Here is an 18,156-nt window from a genome sequence, read left to right as displayed (position 1 = left end):
GGCCCTTACACGATCGGGTGGTGGACGGTGACCAGCTTGGTCCCGTCCGGGAAAGTGGCTTCGACCTGGATGTCGGCGATCATCTCCGGCACGCCCTCCATCACGTCGCCGCGCGCGAGGATCTGCGTGCCTTCGTACATCAGCTCCGCGACGCTGCGCCCGTCGCGCGCGCCCTCCATGATCGCCGCCGAAATCAGCGCCACCGACTCCGGGTAATTGAGCTTCAGCCCGCGCGCGCGGCGCCGCTCCGCCAGCAGGGCGGCGGTGAAGATCAGCAGCTTGTCTTTTTCTCTTGGTGTCAGGTCCATGTCGGCACGGTGCGAGGTCAATCAGGTGGCCCAGATGCGGGGATGGTGTGCGGGCCGGCCAAGCAGGTGCGGGCGCAGCAGTCGCCAGGCGAGTGTCACCACGCGGCGCGCGTGCTCGCTGTCGCTGCACAGCAGGCGTGCGATGAAGACGGATTTGAGCTGGCTGGCGCCGAGCGCCGGGTCCAGAGCGCGGATCTGCGCCTGCAATGCGGCGGGCAGCGCGGGTCCGACCGCAGTCAGCGTGGCGCAGACCGTTTCGCCATCGAGTCCGAAGGGGCCTGCGAGCGCTTCCGAACCGGCGGCGATGCGCGCCTGCTCGTACCACAGCAGCTGGTTGCCGCTCCAGATCTCGGAATGCAGGCGCAGCTGGCCGCGTTCGAAGCGCTCGCCGCTGGCCTGGCGGCCGAAGCACATCACCTCGCAGCCGATGTAACGGGCGCCGGCGCCCAGGTGCACGGTATGGCGCTGTACCGCGCGTGCGCCGTCGAAGTAGATCGTCTCCTGCGGCATCCATTCGAGCGCGGCGCCAATGCCGGCCATAAGGCGCACCGACTGGTGCGCCGGGCCGTCGTCGCCCCTGTACCACTTGGCGGCGCCGGGGGAGGTCAGGAATACGTGCGCCGCCGGTCCGACGCGGGTCTCGATCTCGAGCCGGTCGCCGGCGCGGATGCCGCCCGGCGGGTGCACCAGGATCGCGTGCACGGTCTGGGCGCCTTCCGGGTAAAGCGGCTTTTGCACGCGCAGCGGACCCTGATGGCGATTGCGCACCACGATACTGGCACCGGCTCGGAAGGCCAGCTCCAGTTCCAGCCTGGCCAGCCAGCCGGCAGGGGAGTCGATGTGGTGGATCGGATCATCTCGCATGCCTTGATGCTTAGCACGTTCCGTGCCACTGACGCGCGGGTCGGCGTCTCACCGCAGTGCAGCGCTCTGGCGCCGATGGGGGCGGCGTGCACCCGGTCCGGGCGGTCCGGGTCGGAAAGAGAGAAAGCGGGCCGTTTTGGTGCGCCGTCCCGAGGGCGGTGCACCGCTTTCATGCGTGCCCGCCCGTCGGCCTTACTGCGACTCCTCGCCGGGCGGCGTCGCGGACTGGCGCGACATGGAAGCAGAGCGCGACTCGTGCTGGCTCGCGGCCTGCCGCACCGGCGCGTGCATCGGCGTCTGGCGCAGGACCGACTGCGGCTGGCCGCGGGCGCCCGAAGTCGACGAGCGCCTGGTGCCGAGCGTGAAGTCGCTGGGCCGGTTCAAACCGGTGGCCACCACCGTCACGCGCATGGCGTCGCCCAGCGTCTCGTCGTAGACGGCGCCGAACTTGATGACGGCGTCTTCGTTGGTCTGCTCGCAGATCCTGTTCATCACTTGCTTGGTTTCGCGCAGTTTCAGCGTTTCCTCGGAGGCGGCGATGTTGACCAGCACCCCGCGCGCGGCGCGCAGGTTGGCGCCATCGAGCAGCGGGCAGGCGATGGCCTCTTCGGCCGCCCTGACTGCGCGGTCCTCGCCGGCGTGCTGGGCGGTGCCCATCATCGCCATGCCGGTCTGGCGCATCACCGTGCGCACGTCCTCGAAATCGACGTTGACCATCCCCGGCACGGCGATGATGTCGGCGATGCCGGTCACGGCCTTGCTCAAGACTTCGTCGGCGGCGGCGAAGGCCTGCTTCTGGGTGACGTCCTCGCCCAGGACTTCCTCGAGGCGGCTGTTCAGGACGATGATGAGCGAGTCGACGCAGCGCGCCAGCGTCGCGATGCCTTCCTCGGCCACGCGCATGCGGCGCGGACCTTCGAATTCGAAGGGCTTCGACACCACGCCGACGATCAGGATGCCCAGTTCGCGCGCGACCTCGGCGATGACGGGGGCGGCGCCGGTGCCGGTGCCGCCGCCCATGCCGGCGGTGATGAAGAGCATGTCGGCGCCCTTGAGCGCGTCGGCGATGAGGCTGCGTTCGCGGGTGGCGCTTTCGCGGCCGACCGCCGGATCGCTGCCGGCGCCCAGGCCGCTCTCGCCGAGCTGGATGCGTTTTTCGGTATGGGTGTTGGACAGGGCTTGCGCGTCCGTGTTCGCGCAGATGAATTCGAAGGTGGACAGGCCTGACGCTGCCATGTGGTTGACGGCGTTACCGCCGGCACCGCCGACGCCGATGATCTTGATGACCGTCGTCGGCTGGGGAACTTTAGTTTCGGACAAGGAAAACTCCGTTTGAAGAAATAGCGGTCGGCCGGCCGCGCAGCCGGCGTGAGGCGTGCTGGCGAATGCCGAGCCCGTTAGCCTACTTGCTGATGCGGCGCGCACGATAGCGTGAAAACGTTTCAATCGAAACGATTTGTAAGAGCCCGTGCATTCATGCGGAAAGGATGGCAGCGCAAAAACGGCGGCCGGATAGGCAATCTTTTGCTTTAGGCAATTATTCGATAGACTCTCGCCGTTATGGCAGAAGAACCGGGCAGGATGGATAGATGGGGCTGATCGCAAGGATGAGCCGGTGGCAGGGCTTGTGCGGCATGCTGTTCGGACTCGTGTGGAGTGCCGCGGCGTTTGCCATGGAGAATGGGCCGACATTGTCGGACTACAATCGGGCCGTCTGGACGGCGAGCGACGGCGCACCCCTGCATGTCAGGAGCATCACGCAAACACCGGATGGCTGGCTCTGGCTGGGTACGGATAGCGACCTGTACCGCTTCGACGGAGTGCGCTTTCATCCCGTTGCGGCGACGAACGGCGCGCGTCTGCTGAACTCCCGAGGCGGCGGTGGCAGTGTCATTTTCGATCGTGGCGGCAACCTGTGGGCACTGCGTTGCCCGACGGGTTTCTGCCTCGCCGCATCGGCCCGCACCTGTACGAGCGCCAGCATCGACGTGGCCGAGGCCGCGACGAGCCGGCTCGACCGCTTGGGCCAGCTGAGTTCTCTGGCTCCGGCCGTGGTCGGGTAGAAGGGATCGAGGCCGGAGCTGGCGCTGTTGTAGGGCGTGGTCCAGTTGCCGGCGAACAGCGTGCCCCAGCGTCCAGCGAGTCCGACGCGGGTATCGCGCGCCGCGACCGCGCCGGCGCCGGTGTCGGGCGAGAGCGTCCCTTCGACCTGGAACAGGACGCGCAGCCCTTCGCCCAAGTCTTCGCCGCCGCGTATGCCGAGCACCGAGCGGTAGTTCGAGAGGCGTGTCGAGGAAGCCTTGCCGTGCACGCGCATCTGCTGGATACCGAGGTTCAGGCGCCCATACAGTTGCGGCGATTCGGCCTGGGCCAGGCCATGACTGGCCAGCAGGCCGAGCACGGAAGTGCGAAGAAGGACGGCTTTCATGGAGATCGTCTGTAGTAGGGAAGGGCCGATCCTAGCAATCGGGCCGCTCGCTGACCCTCGCCCTTTGGTCAGGCAAGGCCTGCCGGGGGGAGCATCGAAAAATTCGATGATTGCCGCGCGAATTACTCGTTTTTCTTTCGCCCAGGTGAAAGCCATAATGTTTTCCAAGGAGGCCGACGAGAGCGTGCTGAACAAGATGCGCGCTCATCGCAAGTTCGAATCGTTCGAACGGCGCCGATCCAACATCGCTACCTGAAGGAGAACAATCATGGAAAACAGCAAACTCTACCCAATCGGCCGCGCACTTGCCGGCGTCCTCTTCGTCGTCTCCGGCATCGGCAAGGTGCTCGGCTTCGCCGGCGTGGCAGCCTGGATGAATGGCGCCGGTATCCCGGCCGCCGGCCTGTTGCTGGTGTTGACCATCCTGCTCGAAGTCGGCGGCGGCCTGGCCCTGATCACCGGATTCCAGGCGCGCCTCGCCGCCGGGGCGCTGGCCCTGTTCCTGGTGCCGGTCACGCTGATCTTCCACGGCTTCTGGCACGCCGATGCGGCCGAGTTCCAGAACCAGCTGAACCACTTCCTGAAGAACTTGGCGATCCTGGGCGGCATGCTGGCCATCTTCGCCATCGAAGGCGCGCGCCATGGCGCCAGCCGGCAGGCCGTGCGCGCAGCGCGTAGCCAGGCAGCCTGATCAATCGCCATAAACGAGGAGAACATCATGGAAGTGAGGACCCACCGCGGCGCCGGAGCGCTGCAGCAAGTGATCGAGATCGGACCGCATACGCTCCTGACGGATGCGTCGGTCGAGGCGGGCGGCGAGGGCAGCGGTCCGCTGCCGCACGACCTGCTGGCGGCGGCCCTCGCGGCCTGCACTACGCTGACCGTGAACCTGTATGCGCGCCGCAAGGGCTGGCCGCTGGAGGAAGTACGGGTGGCGGTGAGCCACGGCCAGGAAGGGGAGGCCTATGCCTTCCACCGCCGCATCGAGTATGTCGGCGCACTTGGCGCCCCGGAGAAGGAGCGCCTGACCGCGATCGCCAACCAGTGCCCTGTGCACAAGACGCTGTCCGGCCGGATCGCCATCACCACCGAGGCCGCGTAGACCTGGCTGCCGCATCGTCCCCGGCCATAAGGCAGGGACGGATCGGGCGGCAGCCGCTATCGTCCACGAGGCTGCACAGCCTCGCAACCAACGAAAGACCGACACCATGATCATCCGCACCCGTTTCAAGCGCAGCGCGCTCCTGTCCACCGCCCTTGCCGCCAGCCTGTTCGCCGCACAGGGACAGGCACAGGCCCAGGCCGACCTGATCCTCACCAACGGCAAGATCGCCACCATGGCCCGCGAAGGCGAGTTTGTCCAGGCCGTGGCCGTCAAGGACGGCAAGGTGCTGGCGACCGGCACCAATGCCAAGGTCCTCAAGCTCAAGACGGCTTCCACCCAGCTGATCGACGCCGGCGGGCGCACCGTGATCCCGGGCCTGAACGACTCGCACCTGCACGTGATCCGCGAAGGCCTGAACTACAACATGGAGCTGCGCTGGGACGGCGTCACGTCGCTCAGGCGCGCGCTGGAGATGCTCAAGGAGCAGGCCGCGCGTACGCCGGAAGGCGAGTGGGTCAAGGTGGTCGGCGGCTGGAATGAATACCAGTTCGAGGAAAAGCGCCTGCCCACCCTGGAAGAGATCAACGCCGCCGTGCCCGATCGGCCCGTGTTCATCCTCTACCTGTACGGCCTGGGCTTCCTGAACCAGAAGGGCGTCCAGGCCCTGGGCTATACGAAAGAGACGAAGTTCAAGGACGGCGAGGTCGAGCTCGACGCGGCGGGCCGGCCTACGGGCAAGCTGGTCGCGAAGCCGAACGCGCTGATCCTGTATTCGACGCTGGCGAAAACGAATAAGCTGAGCCGCGAGGACCAGCTCAATTCGACCCTGCACTACTACCGCGAACTGAATCGCCTTGGCGTGACCAGCGCCATCGACGCCGGCGGCGGCTTCCAGAACTACCCGGATGATTATGGCGTGACGCTGGAACTGGCGCGCGGCGGCAAGCTGACGGTACGCACCTCCTACTACCTGTTCGCCCAGCGCGCCGGCAAGGAACTCGAAGACTTCCAGCGCTGGACCACGATGACGCATCCGAAGAAGAACGACCACATGTTCTACCCGAACGGCTTCTCGGCCGAAGGCGGCGGCGAGAACTTGGTCGCGAGCGCCGCCGACTTCGAGAACTTCCTCGAGCCGCGCCCGGAGCTGCCGGAATCGATGGAGGGCGAACTCGAAGGCGTCGTCACCCTGCTGGTGAAGAAGCGCTGGCCCTTCCGCCTGCATGCCACCTACGGCGAAAGCATCGACCGCGACCTGGCCGTGATCGAAAAGGTCAACGCGAAGACACCCCTGAACGGCCTGCGCTTCATCGTCGACCATGCCGAGACCATCACCGATGGCCAGCTGGCGCGCATCAGGAAGCTGGGCGGCGGCGTGGCGGTGCAGGACCGCATGCACTTCCAGGGCGAGGCCTACTGGAAGCGCTATGGCGAGCAGGTGCGCCAGATGCCGCCGATCCGCAAGATGCTCGAGATGGGCGTCCCCGTCGGCCTCGGAACCGACGGCACCCGGGTGTCGAGCTATAACCCCTGGCCGTCGATCTACTGGGCGGCCACCGGCAAGACCGCCGGCGGCCTGAAAATCTGGCAGGACAAGGATGTGCTCAGCCGCTACCAGGCGCTGCGCCTGATGACGACCGGTTCGGCCTGGATGAGCGGCGAGGAGAAACTGAAGGGGACCATCAAGCGCGGCCAGTACGCCGACTTCGTCGTGCTGCCGCAGGACTACTTCAGCATCGACGCCGAGAAGATCAAGCGCCTGGAAAGCGTGCTCACCGTCGTCAACGGAAAGGTGGTGTATGGCGCCGGCCCGTATGCGCCGCTGGCACCGCAGCTGCCGCCGGTGTCGCCGGGCTGGAGCCCGGTTGCGGTGTACGGCGGCTACCAGAACCGCTGAGCGCGCCATGGGCAAGGGAAAGGCCATGGGTAAGGCCAGGCTGGAAGCCTTCAGCGATGGCGTGATCGCCATCGCCATCACCATCATGGTGCTGGAACTGGAGGTGCCGCATGGCGCCACCCTGGCCGCCCTCGAACCGATGCTCCCGGTCCTGCTGGGCCATACGCTCAGCTTCGTCTACGTCGGCATCTACTGGAACAATCATCACCACCTGTTCCAGGCGGTGCGCGGCGTCGATGGCCGTATCCTCTGGCTGAACCTGCACCTGCTGTTCTGGCTGTCGCTGCTGCCCTTCGTGACGGCCTGGATGGGCCATGCCGGGGTACAGAGGGTGCCGGTCGCCGCCTACGGCGCGGTGCTGTTCATGTGCGCGGCCGGCTACGCCATGCTCGAACACGGCCTGCTGCGCCTGGACCGCGCGAATGCCACGCTGGCGTTGGCGATCGGCGCCGACCGCAAGGGCTGGCTTTCGTTGGCCGCGTACGCCTGCGGAATCGGGCTGGGACTGGTGCACGCCTGGATCGGCCTGGCGGTCTACGTCGGCGTCGCCATCGCATGGTTCATACCGGACCGGCGCATCGAGGGCAGGCTGGCGCTGGAAGAGGAATCGCCATCCTAAGGTCACCGGATGGCCGCGCCGCGCAACCTTCCTCGCTCCGGGCGGTCGAACAGTCAAAGTACCCCGGGTTTCCGAAGAGTGCGCCATGCATCGTGTCCACGCACAGGCCATCCCGGCCTCCGCTGCGGCAACCGAGCGCCGGCTGTTTTACCGGCATCGGCTGCCGGTTCGCGTCATGCACTGGATTAACGTCGTCAGCTTTTTCCTGATGCTGATGAGCGGACTCGGCATCCTCAACGCCCATCCGCACCTGTACTGGGGCAAGGCGTCCGACTTCGACGCGCCCCTGTTGTCGATCACCGCCCGGCCCGGCCCCGATGGCCAAGCGCACGGCGTCACGCAGGTCGGCAGGCACGTCTTCGATACGGACGGGGTGCTGGGGGCTTCGCGCGTCGGGGACGCGCGGCGGCAGAGCGCGCGCGCGTTCCCGTCCTGGGCCACGATCCCCGGCCCGCAATACCTGGCGACGGCGCGCAACTGGCACCTGTTCTTCGCATGGGTGTTCGTGCTCAACGGGATCGCCTACGTGGCCTACACGGTCTTCAGCGGCCACCTGCGGCGCGACCTGGTGCCGAGCACGGCCGAACTGCGCGGGATCGGCGGCTCGCTCAGGGACCACCTGCTGTTTCGCCATCCGCGCGGCGATGCCGCAAAGCGCTACAACGTGCTGCAGAGCCTGACCTACCTGGCCGTGATCTTCGTCCTGCTGCCCTTGATCGTGCTGGCCGGCTTCGGGATGTCGCCGCGTCTGGACGCCCTGTTTGGCGGCTGGGTCGACCTCCTCGGGGGCAGGCAGTCCGCGCGCACCTTGCACTTCGTCGCGGCCTTCCTGCTGCTCGCCTTTGTCGTGGTGCACGTGTTCGAAGTGATCGTGACCGGCTTGTGGAACAACCTGCGCTCGATGATCACGGGCTATTACCGCTTGCCGGAGGACAGTCAGGACCGGGAGGGGAGGGCGCCATGAGCGAGCCTGCGCGGCGGCGCTTCCTGCGCCTGGCCGCCGGCGCGGCGCTGCCGGGTGTGCTGTCCGGCTGCGACCTCCTTGCCGGCAGCGAGGCGTTCAACGACACGTTGCGCAAGGCCCAGTTCCTGAGCCAGCGCGCGCAGGCGCTGCTGACCGGGGTGGACGCCATGGCGCAGGAATTTACCGAAGACGATATCGCCGCCGAGTTCCGCAGCAATGGCACGGCCATGCCGGACAGCGCCCTGTACCGGCACATGCTGGCCGACGGGTTCGCCAGCTGGCGGCTGCGGGTCGGCGGCTTGGTCGCGCACCCGGCGCACTTCAGCCTGGCCGAGCTGCAGGCGATGCCCTCGCGCACGCAGATCACGCGCCATGACTGCGTCGAGGGCTGGAGCGTGATCGGGAAGTGGACCGGTGTGCCGCTGCGGCAGCTGCTGTTGCGGATGCGGCCGCTGCCGGCGGCGCGCTACGTCGTGTTTCACTGCGCGGACCCGATGGATGGGCCGGACCTGCAGGCGCCGGAATCGACCTATTACGAAAGCATCGACCTGGTCGAGGCCGGTCATCCACAGACGATCCTGGCCTATGCGCTCAACGACGCGCCGCTGCCGGTGAAGAACGGTGCGCCGCTGCGCCTGCGCGTCGAGCGGCAGCTCGGCTACAAGCAGGCCAAGTACCTGATGCGGATCGATCTGGTAGAGCGGCTGGACCAGGTCCGGGGCGGCAAGGGCGGCTATTGGGAGGACCGGGGCTACGAGTGGTATGCGGGGATTTAGCCGTGCGCCGTGCTTTCCCAATATGTAACTAACCAACAGTGTAGGCCGCCCCGACGGAAAAACTGAACGCTGACGACAACGGAAACGGAGCGATAAACCACCCAGGCTTCCAGGGGGGGGGCGTACCGTCCCTTGCCTGTTCGCTTACAATGAAGCGGAGCAAACCGACGGGGCCAGGATGCAAAAAATCGATTTCGAGACATTGGTGCGGCTGGCTGAAGCGTCCGCTGCTGTCACGCTTGCCTGCAGCTGCAACAAGGAATCGCTCACTGCCTGGAGTGCAATGCCGCTGACCATGCCCAGCGAGCGCCTGGAGGAGGTCGGCTTCCTGTTCGAGGATCCCTACGACGAGCCCACCTTCGCCGAATACCACCCGGCCGGGACGCGCTACGAAAGCGAAACCGCGCCGATCGCGATGCGCTACTACCCGTACAACCGCTGCGCCGTCGTACGCTGCCGGGACTGCCAGCGGCACTATCTCCGCTATAACGAGGCCGGTGGCTACTTCACGGAAATCCGGATCCGCGCCTTGCAGCCCGGGCTGGTCATCGACGCGCCATCAGGCTGAACCACTGGGACGGAGCGGGCTCTCCGTAATTACTAGCACACTCCAGAATAGATGGGCAATTGACTTTCATATCATTTTTGTCTATAATTGCCACCTCTATATATGAAATACCCTCAGTAAACTCTCTGCTGCACGGTGTTTCCACGCGTTGCGTGTGAAGCATTTTTCCTGGGCTCCAAGCCCGCGCGCTTAAAAGTCCTGAATCCCAGCCTCTTTTAACGCGCCCATGACACCCCGGCAGCGGCTCGCGCCGTACCGGACACGTCTCTCACCCCTTGCCGTCGCCCGCGTGCGTTCGTACGCCCTGGCATTGCCGACGGCGCGGGGTTCGTCGATTCCCTTTGCAGGCCGATGGCCTCGGGGTCTCGTTCCATTCGCCAAACGAAGGAGAACCACGAAGTGGCAAAACAAATCATCATCGACCATGTGTTCAAAGTGTACGGTGAGCAGCCTGAAGCGGCGCTTAAGCTGGTCCAGGAGGGCGCCAGCAAGCAGGAGATCCTGGCCAAGACCGACTGCACGATCGGCGTGTTCGACGCCAGCTTCACGATCGAAGCGGGCGAGATCTTCGTCATCATGGGCCTGTCCGGCTCGGGCAAGTCGACGCTGGTGCGCATGCTCAACCGCCTGGTCGAGCCGACCGCCGGCCGCATCCTGGTCGACGGCGAGGACATCAACACGCTGCCGGACGCGCAGCTGCGCGCCTTGCGCCGCAAGGACATCAGCATGGTGTTCCAGTCCTTCGCGCTGCTGCCCCATCTCACCGTGCTCGACAACACGGCCTTCGGCATGGAGCTGGCCGGCATTCCCAAGGCCGAGCGCCACGCGCTGGCCTCACAAGCGCTGGAGCAGGTCGGCCTCGCGGGCTATGGCGCCAGCTATCCGGACGAACTGTCCGGCGGCATGCAGCAACGCGTGGGCCTGGCCCGGGCGCTGGCCTGCGATCCCTCGATCCTGCTGATGGACGAGGCCTTTTCGGCGCTCGACCCGATCATGCGCACCGAGATGCAATCGGAGCTGCTGCGCCTGCAGCAGATCAAGCGCCGCACCATCGTCTTCATTTCGCACGACCTCGACGAAGCCATGCGCATCGGCGACCGTGTCGCGATCATGAAGGACGGGCACGTCAGGCAGGTCGGCACGCCGGAAGAAATCCTGCGTAAGCCCGCCGACGAGTACGTGCGCAATTTTGTCCGCGGCGTCGATGCGGCGGCCGTGTTCAAGGCCGGCGACATCGCCCGCAAGAGCCAGATCGTGGTGTCGGAATCGCCCGCCCGCGGTTCGCGCGCGGCGCTGTCGATGCTGGAAGAGCAGGACCGGGCCTATGCCTATGTCGTCAATCCCGAGCGACAGTATCTCGGCCTGGTCTCGGTCGACTCGCTGCGCAGCGCCCTCGACGGCCATGTCGGCCCGCTGGGCCTGGCGCATGCCTACCTGCCGGATGTGCAGACCATCGATGCGGACGAACCCGTCGCCGGCCTGTTCGGCCAGGTGGCGCAGCTGCCGTATGCGGTGCCGGTGGTGGCCGGCGACGGCCGCTTCCGCGGCGCCATCAGCAAGACGACCCTGCTGAAGTTCCTCGACCGCGATACGCCCGCCATTGCAGAACCACAAAAACAGAAAGGACAAGCATGAATTCCAGCGCCACTACCACCGACCAGGCCGCAGCCGCGGTCAACCCATGGCTGCCGACGCCGCCGGGCGATACCTCCTGGCTGGATGCGGCAGGGACCGCCGCCACGCCGGGGCAGGATGCCGGCTTTCACCTGGGGCAGCTGTTCGACGGCTCGCTGCCGCTGGAGTCCTGGATCAACGAGGGCCTGGGCTGGGTCGTCGCGCATTGCCGTCCCTTCTTCCAGGCCGTGCGTGCGCCGATCGACGCGACCCTGAGCGGCGCCGCCCACGTGCTGCTGGCCGCGCCCTCGTCCGTGGTGATCGCCATCATCGGCCTGCTGGCCTGGCAATTCACCAGCCGCGCGCTGGCGCTCGGCACCGTTGTGGCGCTGCTGGTGCTGTCGATGCTGGGCGTCTGGCCGGAGGCGATGATCACCCTGTCGCTGGTGCTGACTTCGCTGGCCTTTTGCCTGGCGATCGGCTTGCCGCTGGGGATACTCCTGGCCAGCAGCGACCGCGCGCAAAACATCCTGCGCCCCTTGCTGGACGCGATGCAGACCACGCCCGCTTTTGTGTACCTGGTGCCGGTGGTCATGCTGTTCGGTATCGGTAATGCGCCGGGCGTGATCGTGACCATCATCTTCGCCTTGCCGCCGCTGGTGCGCCTGACGAACCTCGGCATACGCCAGGTCCGTCCCGACCTGGTCGAAGCCGCGCGCGCCTATGGCGCCTCGCCCTGGCAGCTTCTCAGCCGCGTTCAGCTGCCGCTGGCGATGCCGTCGATCATGGCCGGCATCAACCAGTCGCTGATGCTGTCGCTGTCGATGGTAGTGATCGCCTCGATGATCGCGGTCGGCGGCCTGGGCCAGATGGTCTTGCGCGGTATCGGCCGCCTCGACATGGGCCTGGCCACCGTGGGCGGTCTCGGCATCGTGCTGCTGGCCATCACGCTGGACCGCCTGACGCAGGCGATGGGGCAGCCGCGCCGCGGCGTGCGCCACTGGTACCAGACCGGTCCGGCGGGCTTCATCCTGCGCCTGGTGCGCGGCAGTGCGGGACGCGCGGCGTCCGCGCCGGCCACGCGCGCCGGCGCCCACTAAGACATTGAAAAGGAAACTGATGAATCAAACCGAACATTTTAAGACTAGCTCTCGTACGAAGCGCCGTTTCCAATGGTTGTCGGCCATGGCGCTGGCCGCGCTCACCCTGAGCACCAGCCTCGCGATGGCGCAGACGCCGGATGCCGGCTTGCCCGGCAAGGGTATCAAGGTACAGGCGCTGCAAAGCTCGGTCGCCGAAGAGACTTTCCAGACCATGCTGGTGGATGCCGCCCTGGAAAAGCTGGGCTACGAGCCGCAGCCGATCAAGGAAGTCGACTATCCCGCCGCGCATATCGCGATTGCCAACGGCGACGCGACCTTCCTCGCGGTGCATTGGGACCCGCTGCACCAGGACTACTACGACAATGCCGGCGGCGATATGAAACTGCTGCGCACCGGCCAGTACGCAGGTCCCGCCGCGCAGGGCTACCTGATCGACAAGGCGACGGCCGAGAAGTACAAGATCACGAATATCGACCAGCTGCGCGACCCGGCGATTTCCAAACTGTTCGACCATGACGGCGACGGCAAGGCCGACCTGACCGGCTGCAATCCGGGCTGGGGCTGCGAGGCCATGATCGAGCACCACCTGGATGCGTACAAGCTGCGGGCGACGGTCAAGCATGTGCAGGGCAGCTATGCCGCGCTGATCGCCGACACCATCGGCCGCTACGGGCGCGGCAAGCCGATCCTGTACTACACCTGGACGCCCTACTGGGTGAGCGGGGTACTGGTGCCGGGCAAGGACGTGGTCTGGCTGCAGGTGCCGTTTTCGGCCAATCCGCAGAAGGCCAACACCCGTCTCGCGGACGGCAGCGACTACGGGTTCTCCGTCAACACGACGCGCATCGTCGTGAACCGTGCCTGGGCCGAGAAGAATCCGGCGGCCGCCAAATTGTTCGAGGTGATGCGGCTGCCGATCGCCGACATCAGCGCGCAGAACGAGCGCATGCGCAGTGGCGAAAATACGCAGGCCGATATCGCGCGCCATACGGCGGGCTGGATCAAGTTTCACCAGCAGCTGTTCGACGGCTGGATCGCGCAGGCGCGGGCGGCGGCGCAGCACTGAGCGCTAGGGTAGTCTTGCTGGTAAAGTAAGGCCGCCCGCCGGCTGCCCCCAAAAAAAAGTCGGAATCCGTGGGAATAAACTGGCCGCCGTTTGCGTATACGCCAGTATTCCAACCACAACCAGGAGATTGCCATGGTCCCGATCCGTTCCCTTGCAAGCGCGGCCGCCGCCGTATTCCTCGTCTCGGCCTGCGCATCGATGTCGAATCCGCCTGTGAAGATGGCGGACGGCGTGCTGGTCAACGACGCCGGCATGACGCTCTACACCTTCGACAAGGACACGGCAGGCAGCGGCAAGAGCGCCTGCAACGGGCCGTGCCTCGCCTTGTGGCCGGCCGTGCCGGCGACTGCCGCTTCCTACTCCGCGCCGTATTCGGTCGTCACCCGCGACGACGGCACGAAGCAACTGGCGCGCAACGGCAAGCCGCTTTATCTGTATGCCCAGGACACCAGTCCCGGCGAGCGCAAGGGCGACAAGGTCAAGGACGTCTGGCACGTCGTGACCGACTGAAGCCCAGCGCCATGTCCGACCCCGGAGCCGAGATCGTCGCCTGCATTCCGCGCCTGCGCCGCTACGCGCGGGCGTTGGTCGGCGACCCTGCGGGTGCGGACGACCTGGTGCAGGACACGGTCGAGCGCGGGTGGGCGCGGATCGCGGAATGGCGCCGCGACCGCGACATGCGCGCCTGGCTGTTCGGGATCATGCACAACCTCCATGTCGACGACCTGCGGGCAAAGCGCCTGCAGACGACGGCGCTGGATGACGAGACGCCCGATGCAGCGTCCATATCGAACCCCGCCGCCGCACTCGAAGTGCGCGACATGCAGGCGGCATTGAACCTGCTGCCGGTCGAGCAGCGCGAAATCCTGTTGCTGGTCGGCCTCGAAGGAATGAGCTACGACCAGGTCGCGGCTACCCTAGGCATGCCGCTGGGGACGGTGATGTCGCGGCTGTCGCGCGGCCGCGAAAAACTGCGAACCTTGATGGAGGGAAGGGCGGCGCCCGTGCTGCCCCTACAGGTGGTCAAATGAATTCCTTGCCGATTACCGAAGCCGACCTGCATGCCTATGTCGACGGCGTATTGCCGCTGGCGCGCCAGGCCGAGATCGAGGCATGGCTGGCGGCCAGGCCGGAAGAAGCCGCGCGCATTGCGGCCTACCGCAGCCAGAACCTGGCGCTGCACCAGCTGTTCGATCCCGTGCTCGACGAGGCGGTGCCGCCTGCCATCCGCCTGCCCGAGCGGCGCGCCCCGTGGGGCGCTGCGGCGAAGCGCGCTGCGGCGAGCGTCCTGATCGCCGTCCTGGGCGGGGTGGCAGGCTGGCTTGCGCGGGGCACGACAATCCCGGAAGGGGCGAGCGCGCCGGGGCAGGCCCTGCTCGCGAAGGCGGGACCGGCGGCCGGCCTGGCGCGGCGGGCCGCCGTTGCGCACGTCGTCTACAGTCCGGAGCTGCGTCACCCGGTCGAAGTGGGGGCGGAACAGGAAGCCCACCTCGTCGCCTGGCTGTCCAAGCGGCTCGGCAAGCCGGTGCACCCGCCGCACCTCGGCAAGCTCGGCTACGACCTGATCGGCGGCCGGCTGCTGCCCGGCCAGAGCGGGCCGGTGGCCCAGTTCATGTACCAGGATGGGGCGGGCAAGCGCCTGACCCTGTATGTCTCGACCGAACAGGGGGCCGCCGCCGACACCGGCTTTCGCTTCGCCCAGGAGGGGAAGGTCGGCGTCTTCTACTGGATCGATGGGGACTTCGGCTATGCCTTGTCGGCGAGCGCCGGCAGGGGTGAACTGGCGGCCGTCGCGATGGCCGTTCATGCGCAGCTCGAGTGAATCGGAGGCAGCAGGCGCTGCACGTCGACGGCATGCCACCGGCCCCCTGATCTGATCGACATGTCTCATAAAATGTAACTAACCAACATGTTGGACCAAAAAAGCTTTAAAACCACGCATCCACGGCTCCGGAAATAAAGCGACAAAACACATCGGCAACCAGGGACACGGGTTCGGTGCCAGGATGCGGACGGCCGTGAATGACGAACGCGTCTCCCGGTGACACCTGTACCAATTTGTCGCATCCGCACGCCGGAAATGGTGCCTGTTGCCATGGCACGCCGCTTGCTCATCATGGTTATCACCCAATCGATAACCAGCAGGAGACAAGCATGAAGCATCCGATCCGTATCCTTGGCAGCGCGCTCGCGCTGTCCGCCATTGTCCTCACGGCGATGGTCGCCAACGCGCACGGCAACGTCACGCCGCAAAGTGTCGACACCCGCGGCCTGCCGGTCCTGGGCGACAAATGGCGCGACGAGAACCCCTATCGTGGCCATGCGCTGGCGCAGAAGATCGGGGCCTCGGCGTATGGCCAGAACTGCGCGCGCTGTCACGGGCTGGACGCGGTTTCCGGCGGCATCGCTCCCGACCTGAGGCAGCTCGACCGCGACTGTACCGGCATGAAGAACGCCGCCAAGAAGGCGGCCTGCTTCAAGGAGATGGACGCCTACTTCCTGACCAGTGTAAGGACGGGGAAGGTGCGCAATGGCGCTGTCTACATGCCGCCATTCGAAGGGGTGTTCAACCAGGAAGCGATGTGGGCGATCAAGTCCTACCTCGAAACCCGCCGCGAAGCAAATTGATCAAGGTACGGAGGCCAAGCGCATGAGCAGATTTCCTTTTTTCCTGGCGCGGGTCGCGCTGGCCTGTACTGCCGTCCTCGTGACAATGAGCCTGGCAGCGGCGCCGGCGCACGCCGACTGGAACAAGATCCGCGAGAGCGGCGCTCTGAAGGTCGCCGTTTACAACGAGTTCGCGCCGTTCTCGGACAAGGGCGCCGGCATCGACGTCGACCTTGCGGGTGCGCTGTCGGCACGGCTCGGCCTGAAACTGACGCTGATGCCATTCCCGGCCGATGAGGAAGTGGCAGACGACCTGCGTAACATGGTGTGGAAGGGGCACTACCTCGGCTACGGGCCGGCCGACCTCATGTTGCACGTGCCGGTCGACAACCGCCTTATGAGCGAAAATCCGCAGGTACGGATCTTCGCGCCGTATCACGTCGAAAGCCTGCGGCTGGCGCGCTCCCAGGGCAGCATTCCGCGCTACGAGAGCGTCGATGCTCTGGCCGGCAAGCGAATCGGCGTCGAGAAGGTATCGATCGCGGGGATGCTGATGCTGGGCGAAGGCAATGGGCGCTTCCGCGAGCAGGTGCGGATCTTCCCGAGCGCGGGCGATGCGTTACGCGCGCTGAAGGACGGGACGCTCGACGCGGTGTTGGCAAGGCGCTCGGAGATCGAGGCGGTGATGCGGGGTGACCCGGCGTTTCCCCTTAGCGAAGTGGCATTCCAGCGCCTGCCGCGCGCGGCCTGGGCGGTCGGCATGGCGGTGCGCAAGGATGACGAGGAGCTCGGCCGGCGGCTGCAGGCGGCGCTCAACGAGATGGTGGCGAACGGCGAACTGAAATCGCTCTTCGCGCGCCATGGCGTGCAATTGGTGACGCCATGAGGCTCGCGCTCACGATCGGGACATTACTGCTGGTCCTGCAAGCCGGCGCTGCGCCGCTGGCTTACGTGCCGAACGAAAAATCCGCCACTCTCAGCGTGATCGACACGGGCAGCGGCGCGGTGCTGCGCCAGATCCCGGCCGGCAAGCGTCCACGCGGTATCGCCGCCGACCCGACAGGGCGCACGCTCTATGTCACGGATGCCGGCGCCGGCGTACTGCTCGCGCTCGATGCGGCCAGCGGCGCCGCTATCGCGACCATCGCCGTCGGCAAATCGCCCGAAGGCGTGAGTGCCTCGAACGATGGCCGGCTGCTGGCAGTGGCGGTTGAGGAAGGCAACAGCGTCCTGCTGGTCGATGCCGCCAGCCGCGCGATCGTGGCCGAGATGCCGGTCCAGGGCCGCAATCCCGAGCATGCGGTCTTCAGCCCCGACGGGCGCTGGCTGCTGGTAAGCGCCGAGGAGGCCGAGCAGGTCGATGTGATCGATGTAGCCGCGCGGCGCCAGGTCGGCTCGGTAGCGGGCGGGCTGCGCCCGCGTGGCATCGGCTTCAGCCCGGACGGGGCGCGCGCCTACATCGCCTGCGAGCTGGCGGGTGCCGTCCACGTCGTCGACATGACCACGCGCCGCAGCGTTGCCGTCATTCCCACCGGGCGCAATACGGCGGGGATCGCGGTGCATCCGGGCGGGCGTCAGGTCTATGCCAGCAATGGCATCGATGGCACGGTGAGCGTCATCGACACGGCCACCAACCGCGTCAGCGCCACGGTTGCCGTCGGCAAGCGCCCGTGGAACATGGCACTCACACCCGACGGCGCGCGCCTGTACGTGGCCAACGGCCGCTCCGACAGCGTCTCGGTGATCGATACCGCCGCCGCCACGCGCCTGTCCGACATTCCCGTTGGGGAGCTCCCCTGGGGAGTACTGATCCGCTGAATGTCACAGTTTGGCGCAGGTGTGCCGGAATGGGCTGGCGGCGCCTGCGGTTTTACTGCGCCGGAGGCTGGCACGGCGCTTGCAAACAACCCAGGTATGCCGGTACGCCGGCGTTTGGAGACAGGCCGCCGCCGGCGGCCACACACATCATACGAAAGAGGACGACATGAATCTCGCAGACATCAGCAAGCTCGGCGTTGCCAATCCGTTCAAGCAGCGCTACGACAACTACATCGGCGGCAAGTACGTGGCGCCAAGCAAGGGCGAGTACTTCGCCAACGTCACGCCGATTACGGGCCAGCCCTTCTGCGAAATCGCCCGCTCGACGAGCGAAGACATCGAACTGGCGCTGGACGCCGCCCATGAAGCGAAAGAAGCCTGGGGCAAGACCTCCCCAAGCGAGCGCGCCAACATCCTCA

The 18,156-nt window shown here is 66.4% G+C and carries 22 protein-coding genes and 1 pseudogene; 19 read left to right on the top strand and 4 right to left on the bottom strand.

Features of this window, described 5'->3' with window-relative positions; genetic code table 11:
* Window positions 1–5: 5 nt before the first annotated feature.
* The 3 genes from C2862_RS23625 to ftsZ all read right to left on the bottom strand — a co-directional run bounded on the left by C2862_RS23625 (window position 6) and on the right by ftsZ (window position 2,492).
* Window positions 6–308 (bottom strand): urease subunit gamma, encoded by a 303-nt coding sequence (locus C2862_RS23625; protein WP_136223315.1) that lies wholly within the window; start codon window positions 306–308, stop codon window positions 6–8.
* 21 nt (window positions 309–329) lie between these two features.
* Entirely contained in the window at window positions 330–1,172 is an 843-nt protein-coding gene (locus tag C2862_RS23620; RefSeq protein WP_136223275.1) for an urease accessory protein UreD, read from the bottom strand.
* 192 nt (window positions 1,173–1,364) lie between these two features.
* A complete protein-coding gene (gene ftsZ, locus C2862_RS23615; RefSeq protein WP_229467578.1) occupies window positions 1,365–2,492 on the bottom strand; it encodes a cell division protein FtsZ in 1,128 nt (375 codons plus the stop codon).
* 269 nt (window positions 2,493–2,761) lie between these two features.
* On the opposite strand from ftsZ, the pseudogene C2862_RS26050 reads away from it, so the two are divergent.
* Window positions 2,762–2,968: pseudogene (locus C2862_RS26050) on the top strand (hypothetical protein); the annotation flags it as partial.
* 32 nt (window positions 2,969–3,000) lie between these two features.
* Here C2862_RS26050 and C2862_RS23605 read toward each other — a convergent pair.
* Window positions 3,001–3,600, bottom strand: coding sequence for a porin (locus C2862_RS23605; RefSeq protein WP_136223271.1), 600 nt, complete (start codon window positions 3,598–3,600; stop codon window positions 3,001–3,003).
* On the opposite strand from C2862_RS23605, the gene C2862_RS23600 reads away from it, so the two are divergent.
* From C2862_RS23600 to C2862_RS23515, 18 genes are all read left to right on the top strand, one after another.
* Window positions 3,599–3,856, top strand: a complete 258-nt coding sequence (locus C2862_RS23600) for a hypothetical protein (protein ID WP_136223269.1) — start codon at window positions 3,599–3,601, stop codon at window positions 3,854–3,856. The two genes, C2862_RS23605 and C2862_RS23600, sit on opposite strands and share 2 nt — an antisense overlap.
* Before the next feature lie 12 nt (window positions 3,857–3,868).
* Entirely contained in the window at window positions 3,869–4,291 is a 423-nt protein-coding gene (locus tag C2862_RS23595; RefSeq protein WP_136223267.1) for a DoxX family protein, read from the top strand.
* Between the two features lie 27 nt (window positions 4,292–4,318).
* Window positions 4,319–4,702, top strand: a complete 384-nt coding sequence (locus C2862_RS23590; protein ID WP_136223266.1) for an OsmC family protein — start codon at window positions 4,319–4,321, stop codon at window positions 4,700–4,702.
* Window positions 4,703–4,808: 106 nt separating this feature from the next.
* A complete protein-coding gene (locus C2862_RS23585) occupies window positions 4,809–6,602 on the top strand; it encodes an amidohydrolase (RefSeq protein WP_136223264.1) in 1,794 nt (597 codons plus the stop codon).
* Between the two features lie 25 nt (window positions 6,603–6,627).
* Window positions 6,628–7,221, top strand: coding sequence for a TMEM175 family protein (locus C2862_RS23580; protein ID WP_136223262.1), 594 nt, complete (start codon window positions 6,628–6,630; stop codon window positions 7,219–7,221).
* Window positions 7,222–7,306: 85 nt separating this feature from the next.
* Complete coding sequence (locus C2862_RS23575; RefSeq protein ID WP_136223260.1) at window positions 7,307–8,185, top strand: cytochrome b/b6 domain-containing protein; 879 nt, start codon at window positions 7,307–7,309, stop codon at window positions 8,183–8,185.
* Entirely contained in the window at window positions 8,182–8,961 is a 780-nt protein-coding gene (locus C2862_RS23570; protein ID WP_136223258.1) for a molybdopterin-binding protein, read from the top strand. The genes C2862_RS23575 and C2862_RS23570 overlap by 4 nt, the downstream gene beginning before the upstream one ends.
* 178 nt (window positions 8,962–9,139) lie before the next feature.
* A complete protein-coding gene (locus C2862_RS23565; RefSeq protein ID WP_136223256.1) occupies window positions 9,140–9,529 on the top strand; it encodes a hypothetical protein in 390 nt (129 codons plus the stop codon).
* A 399-nt stretch (window positions 9,530–9,928) separates the two neighbouring features.
* Complete coding sequence (gene proV / locus C2862_RS23560; RefSeq protein ID WP_136223254.1) at window positions 9,929–11,164, top strand: glycine betaine/L-proline ABC transporter ATP-binding protein ProV; 1,236 nt, start codon at window positions 9,929–9,931, stop codon at window positions 11,162–11,164.
* The gene (gene proW, locus C2862_RS23555) at window positions 11,161–12,243 is read left to right on the top strand and encodes a glycine betaine/L-proline ABC transporter permease ProW (RefSeq protein ID WP_136223252.1); all 1,083 of its coding nucleotides are present in this window, start codon (window positions 11,161–11,163) and stop codon (window positions 12,241–12,243) included. The genes proV and proW overlap by 4 nt, the downstream gene beginning before the upstream one ends.
* Window positions 12,244–12,262: 19 nt before the next feature.
* Window positions 12,263–13,312, top strand: coding sequence for a glycine betaine/L-proline ABC transporter substrate-binding protein ProX (gene proX / locus C2862_RS23550; RefSeq protein WP_136223250.1), 1,050 nt, complete (start codon window positions 12,263–12,265; stop codon window positions 13,310–13,312).
* A 141-nt stretch (window positions 13,313–13,453) separates the two neighbouring features.
* Window positions 13,454–13,822, top strand: coding sequence for a hypothetical protein (locus C2862_RS23545; protein WP_136223311.1), 369 nt, complete (start codon window positions 13,454–13,456; stop codon window positions 13,820–13,822).
* Window positions 13,823–13,833: 11 nt separating this feature from the next.
* Complete coding sequence (locus C2862_RS23540; protein ID WP_136223248.1) at window positions 13,834–14,343, top strand: RNA polymerase sigma factor; 510 nt, start codon at window positions 13,834–13,836, stop codon at window positions 14,341–14,343.
* A complete protein-coding gene (locus C2862_RS23535; protein ID WP_136223246.1) occupies window positions 14,340–15,134 on the top strand; it encodes an anti-sigma factor in 795 nt (264 codons plus the stop codon). Before C2862_RS23540 ends, C2862_RS23535 begins: the two co-directional genes overlap by 4 nt.
* Window positions 15,135–15,466: 332 nt before the next feature.
* Window positions 15,467–15,940, top strand: a complete 474-nt coding sequence (pedF, locus tag C2862_RS23530) for a cytochrome c-550 PedF (protein ID WP_136223244.1) — start codon at window positions 15,467–15,469, stop codon at window positions 15,938–15,940.
* A gap of 22 nt (window positions 15,941–15,962) precedes the next feature.
* Window positions 15,963–16,805 carry an ABC transporter substrate-binding protein gene (locus C2862_RS23525; RefSeq protein ID WP_136223242.1) on the top strand — a complete coding sequence of 281 codons (843 nt, stop codon included), beginning with the start codon at window positions 15,963–15,965 and terminating at the stop codon, window positions 16,803–16,805.
* Window positions 16,802–17,737 carry a beta-propeller fold lactonase family protein gene (locus C2862_RS23520; protein WP_136223240.1) on the top strand — a complete coding sequence of 312 codons (936 nt, stop codon included), beginning with the start codon at window positions 16,802–16,804 and terminating at the stop codon, window positions 17,735–17,737. The genes C2862_RS23525 and C2862_RS23520 overlap by 4 nt, the downstream gene beginning before the upstream one ends.
* A gap of 166 nt (window positions 17,738–17,903) precedes the next feature.
* Window positions 17,904–18,156, top strand: a 253-nt coding sequence (locus C2862_RS23515; protein ID WP_136223238.1) for an aldehyde dehydrogenase family protein, incomplete at its 3' end; no start/stop codon positions are given.

The sequence above is a fragment of the Massilia sp. Mn16-1_5 genome, assembly GCF_004798585.1.
In the GTDB taxonomy this organism is placed as follows: Bacteria; Pseudomonadota; Gammaproteobacteria; order Burkholderiales; family Burkholderiaceae_D; genus Telluria.
Note: the sequence above shows the minus strand (reverse complement) of the source record. Positions and strands in the feature narration are given on the sequence as shown.